We start from the raw sequence: 3,816 nt of genomic DNA, 5'->3' as shown, positions 1-3,816 counted from the left end.
TTTAAAAAGTACTTTTAAAATCGACAAAAAAACAACCAATTTGGTGCGGTAGTTCAGCTGGTTAGAATATCGGCCTGTCACGCCGGGGGTCGCGGGTTCGAATCCCGTCCGCACCGCAAATCGATTGAAAAAAGTACTAAATGGTGCGGTAGTTCAGCTGGTTAGAATATCGGCCTGTCACGCCGGGGGTCGCGGGTTCGAATCCCGTCCGCACCGCAAGAGGGTTTCTCAGAAATGAGAGACCCTTTTTGTTTTTAAGGCTATTGAGGAGGAGTAGAATCTTCAATTCAGTGTTAATCTTCGAAAGCTTTAAAACTGGAATTTCACGATCGGGAAATTAATGGATCATTCAATTTCTAAATCAAGGGCTCGAAGGAACGTGCAATGCAAAATAAGGTCAGCCTGCTATTGCCGGATGACCTTATTTTAGTCAGGAAGTCTTTATTAGTTATGGCTTTTTCGATTGGATAATGTACCCAACAACAAGGCCAATTCCTCCAAAGAGAAAAATCATCGACACATAAGCCGAGCCCTCTTCCATACCGGTGTTTGTTAAAAGATATCCGAACAATACACCTAAAGCGACACCAATAAACAGCAAGCCCGTTTTTAAGGTTAGAAACATTGTGTTCGGTAATTTGCCTTTGAATTGTATTGGATCAACGCCTTTTTCGATCATTGCCATCCGCTCTTTATTTCTTGTCATAAAGAAAATATAGAACATTGCGAATATTAAAGCGAAAAAGCTAATCGGGATAAGAATCTCTTCGTTCATGGTATTTATTTTTAAATTGTTTTTTTTTGATTCTGTATTCGGTCTTATGACGCAGAAACCTTTATCCGGTTACAAGGCAAAGCTCGTTTTCTTTTTTTTATATAATTTGTAACCAAGTTGGCAAGTTCACGTCATATGGCATGTATGAGCGTTATCGACGACCAATATTATATTGCAAAAGTACTGGAAGGTGATGCTTCCGCCTTTTCATACCTTGTGGAGAAATATCAGGATATGGTATATGGTTTGGCATTGAAAATGCTTCGAAATGCAGAAGATGCCGAAGAATTGGCTCAAGACAGTTTTGTGAAGGCCTATCGTTCGTTAAGTTCGTACAAGCAAAAGTCAAAATTTTCAACTTGGTTGTACCGGATTACCTACAACGGTAGCATTAGTATCCTGCGGAAGCGGAGACTGGAAGTGCGGTCGATGGATGAACAACGATTGAGTAACCGGGATGAGGAATGGCTGATGAACCAGATGGTGGATATGGACAAAGAATTGATTGAAAAATCGCTAAATGAAGCACTTTCAAAACTGCCGGAAATGGAACAGATCCTAATTACCCTATACTATTATGAGGATCAGAAAGTGGAAGAGATTAGCCACATAACGGGTTTGAGTGAAAGTAACGTGAAAGTGAAAATTCACCGGGCACGAAAAAAAATGTACGATTTATTACATGAATCCTGGCAAGAGGATATTTTTACAACTGCTTAAATAAGTACGGTCATGAATACACAAGACGAACACTTCAGGGAACTAATGAAGCATTATCGGCCGCAAAGGGCACCGATCGATTTTTCGAAACGGGTGATGGATGAAATTCATCAGCAGGTTCCGGTGGTTGAGTACAAGCCGGTGTTTGGCAAGTGGTTTTTCAAATCATTTGTGTTCCTGTTTGGATCATTGCTGGTGTATGCCCTTTTTAATGGCAATGGCGAAGCTGGGAGTCGATGGCGTTTGACGGATTTGTGGAATGATATTCCGCAGGCCGAATGGAATGTACTAACTCAATTGAAGCAGGATTTAAGTGGTTACGTCGATCAGATTCCTCCGATCTTGATTCTTGCATTATTGGCGGTAACCATACTTTTGTTTCTTGATCAGATTATTCAATACCAGCGAAATAGAGCAAAGGCATAAAAACAAAGAGCGGATTCTATGCAGGATCCGCTCTTTGTTTTAGCTTCTATTTAGAATGGCAAATCATCGCCTTCTGCCGGTTCTGGCGGAATGTCGCCAGGAGTGAATGGTGGAGGAACAGCTCCACTCACCGCACCAACCGGTTCAACTTTCCATGCGTTAATGTTGTGATACCAACGACCGTTGAATTCGCGGCTTTCTACGTCGAAAAACACGTTAATTTCGGTTCCCGACTGATACCCTTCGATTAGACTAATTTTGTCGCCGAATAAGGTAAAGCAGATTTGTTTGGGGAATTGATCTTGTGTTTCGATCACGAATTCCTGTTTTTTCCATTCGTTACCAGCCTTGCTAACTCCTGACGTAGCAGGTAGAATCTGGTTGAGTCTTCCTTTAATTTCCATATTTCTTTTGCAATAATTGTCGATTGAAGGTCAAAAGTACAGATAAAAAAATACCCCCGAAAGTGAATCTCCGGGGGATTTTAAAAAGTTATCAAGAGTTGGAATTATTCCCCAATTTCGAGCAATTCCACTTCGAAGATTAATGTTTCGTTTGGACCGATGTCGCCACCTGCGCCACGTTGGCCATAAGCCAATTCACTTGGGATATATAATTTCCACTTCGATCCTACAGGCATCAATTGTAAAGCTTCAGTCCATCCCGGAATAACACCGTTGATTGGGAATGTTGCCGGTTCGTTACGTTCAACTGAACTGTCGAAAACGGTTCCATCAATCAGCGTACCGGTGTAGTGGCACTTTACAGTTTGCTCTGCTGTTGGTTTCGAACCTGTTCCTTCAACTAAAATTTCATATTGAAGACCACTTTCGGTGGTTGTAATACCAGGTTTTTCTTTGTTGGCAGCCAAGAAATCTTCACCTTTTTTGATGTTTTCTTCTGCTTCACGTTCAGCCATACTTTGGAAATACTCCTGAACAATCGTGCGGGCTTCTTCTGATGTGATTTCAGTTTCTTCACCTTTGATTTGTTTTCCAAATGCATTGACCATCACATCCATATTCAGGTCTTTGGCGCCTGGAGTTTGATCGATGTTTTGCTTGTTGTTTTCACCAATTAAAACGCCTAAGGCGTAGCTGGTTGAATCGGATGAGTTGGTTAATTTTACAGTAGAGCTACCATTTGGTTGGCAAGCTGCAAATACAGTTACAGCGGCTACTGCTACAAGAACAGGTTTAAAATTCATTTTTCGTTTTAAATTATATTAGACAATTTCCAATAATTCCACATCAAAAATTAAGGTTGTGTTCGGGCCAATTGAACCTCCCGCACCACGTTCTCCATAAGCCAAATCCGAAGGGATAAATAATCTCCATTTTGAACCTACAGTCATCATTTGGAGGGCTTCAACCCATCCCTGAATAACACCATTAACCGGGAATACAGCCGGCTCGCCACGTTGTACCGAGCTGTCGAAAACAGTTCCGTCAATCAGTGTTCCATGGTAATGGCAACGTACTTCGTCGGTTGGGGCTGGTTTTTCGCCATCACCATCAACCAAGACTTTATATTGCAAGCCACTGGCAGTTTCAACTACTTTGGAGTCGTTCAGGTTTTCCGAAAGGAATTTCATTCCTTCTTCTAAATTTTTATTGCCTTCGCCGCTTTGTTGTTCCGACATAAATTCCTGAAGAATTTTATTGGCTTCCTCAACGCTTAATTTGGGTTGTTTTCCGGTAAATGCGTCTTCAATAGCGCTCATGAAATTTACCGGATCGACTGTTTTTACGCCTGATTGTATCAGATTGCTTGCAATGCTTAGTCCTAAAGCATAGCTAAAATCTTCCAGACGTTTGTTTGTTTTTTGTTCTGACATATCCTATTTTTTAAAGAACTACGAAGATAGATTAAATTTTGAAACTGAACTTTTTTAT

6 protein-coding genes and 2 tRNA genes are annotated in these 3,816 nt (G+C 41.0%); 4 read left to right on the top strand and 4 right to left on the bottom strand.

Translation table 11 applies throughout. The features are described 5' to 3' along the window. The first annotated feature begins 42 nt into the window (after positions 1–42). Positions 43–116: transfer RNA gene (locus ABZD21_RS19715), tRNA-Asp, on the top strand. Positions 117–142: 26 nt separating this feature from the next. Further along, positions 143–216, top strand: a tRNA-Asp gene (locus ABZD21_RS19710). A gap of 232 nt (positions 217–448) precedes the next feature. On the opposite strand, the gene ABZD21_RS19705 is transcribed toward ABZD21_RS19710, so the two are convergent. Next, positions 449–775: a DUF6249 domain-containing protein gene (locus tag ABZD21_RS19705; protein ID WP_372776848.1), complete on the bottom strand. Its 327-nt coding sequence runs from the start codon at positions 773–775 to the stop codon at positions 449–451. Between the two features lie 144 nt (positions 776–919). Between ABZD21_RS19705 and ABZD21_RS19700 the strand changes: the two genes are divergently transcribed. Next, entirely contained in the window at positions 920–1,495 is a 576-nt protein-coding gene (locus ABZD21_RS19700; protein WP_372776847.1) for an RNA polymerase sigma factor, read from the top strand. A gap of 12 nt (positions 1,496–1,507) precedes the next feature. Beyond that, positions 1,508–1,921, top strand: coding sequence for a hypothetical protein (locus ABZD21_RS19695; protein WP_372776846.1), 414 nt, complete (start codon positions 1,508–1,510; stop codon positions 1,919–1,921). A 50-nt stretch (positions 1,922–1,971) separates the two neighbouring features. Here the strand turns inward: ABZD21_RS19695 and ABZD21_RS19690 are convergent, their stop codons facing one another. The 3 genes from ABZD21_RS19690 to ABZD21_RS19680 form a co-directional block, all read right to left on the bottom strand. Then, positions 1,972–2,325 (bottom strand): DUF3127 domain-containing protein, encoded by a 354-nt coding sequence (locus tag ABZD21_RS19690; RefSeq protein ID WP_372776845.1) that lies wholly within the window; start codon positions 2,323–2,325, stop codon positions 1,972–1,974. 104 nt (positions 2,326–2,429) lie between these two features. Beyond that, positions 2,430–3,128, bottom strand: a complete 699-nt coding sequence (locus ABZD21_RS19685; RefSeq protein WP_372776844.1) for an FKBP-type peptidyl-prolyl cis-trans isomerase — start codon at positions 3,126–3,128, stop codon at positions 2,430–2,432. A gap of 18 nt (positions 3,129–3,146) precedes the next feature. Then, positions 3,147–3,758 (bottom strand): FKBP-type peptidyl-prolyl cis-trans isomerase, encoded by a 612-nt coding sequence (locus ABZD21_RS19680; RefSeq protein WP_372776843.1) that lies wholly within the window; start codon positions 3,756–3,758, stop codon positions 3,147–3,149. Positions 3,759–3,816: the final 58 nt, after the last annotated feature.

The organism is Mangrovibacterium sp., assembly GCF_041596335.1.
Taxonomy (GTDB): domain Bacteria; phylum Bacteroidota; class Bacteroidia; order Bacteroidales; family Prolixibacteraceae; genus Mangrovibacterium.
This window is presented reverse-complemented; position numbering and strand designations above follow the sequence as displayed.

Bases quoted from the DNA above. Each gene is read 5' to 3' on its own strand.
- ABZD21_RS19705 (WP_372776848.1), bottom strand. From the start codon at position 775: ATGAACGAAGAGATTCTTATCCCGATTAGCTTTTTCGCTTTAATATTC.
- ABZD21_RS19700 (WP_372776847.1), top strand. From the start codon at position 920: ATGAGCGTTATCGACGACCAATATTATATTGCAAAAGTACTGGAAGGT.
- ABZD21_RS19695 (WP_372776846.1), top strand. From the start codon at position 1,508: ATGAATACACAAGACGAACACTTCAGGGAACTAATGAAGCATTATCGG.
- ABZD21_RS19690 (WP_372776845.1), bottom strand. From the start codon at position 2,325: ATGGAAATTAAAGGAAGACTCAACCAGATTCTACCTGCTACGTCAGGA.
- ABZD21_RS19685 (WP_372776844.1), bottom strand. From the start codon at position 3,128: ATGAATTTTAAACCTGTTCTTGTAGCAGTAGCCGCTGTAACTGTATTT.
- ABZD21_RS19680 (WP_372776843.1), bottom strand. From the start codon at position 3,758: ATGTCAGAACAAAAAACAAACAAACGTCTGGAAGATTTTAGCTATGCT.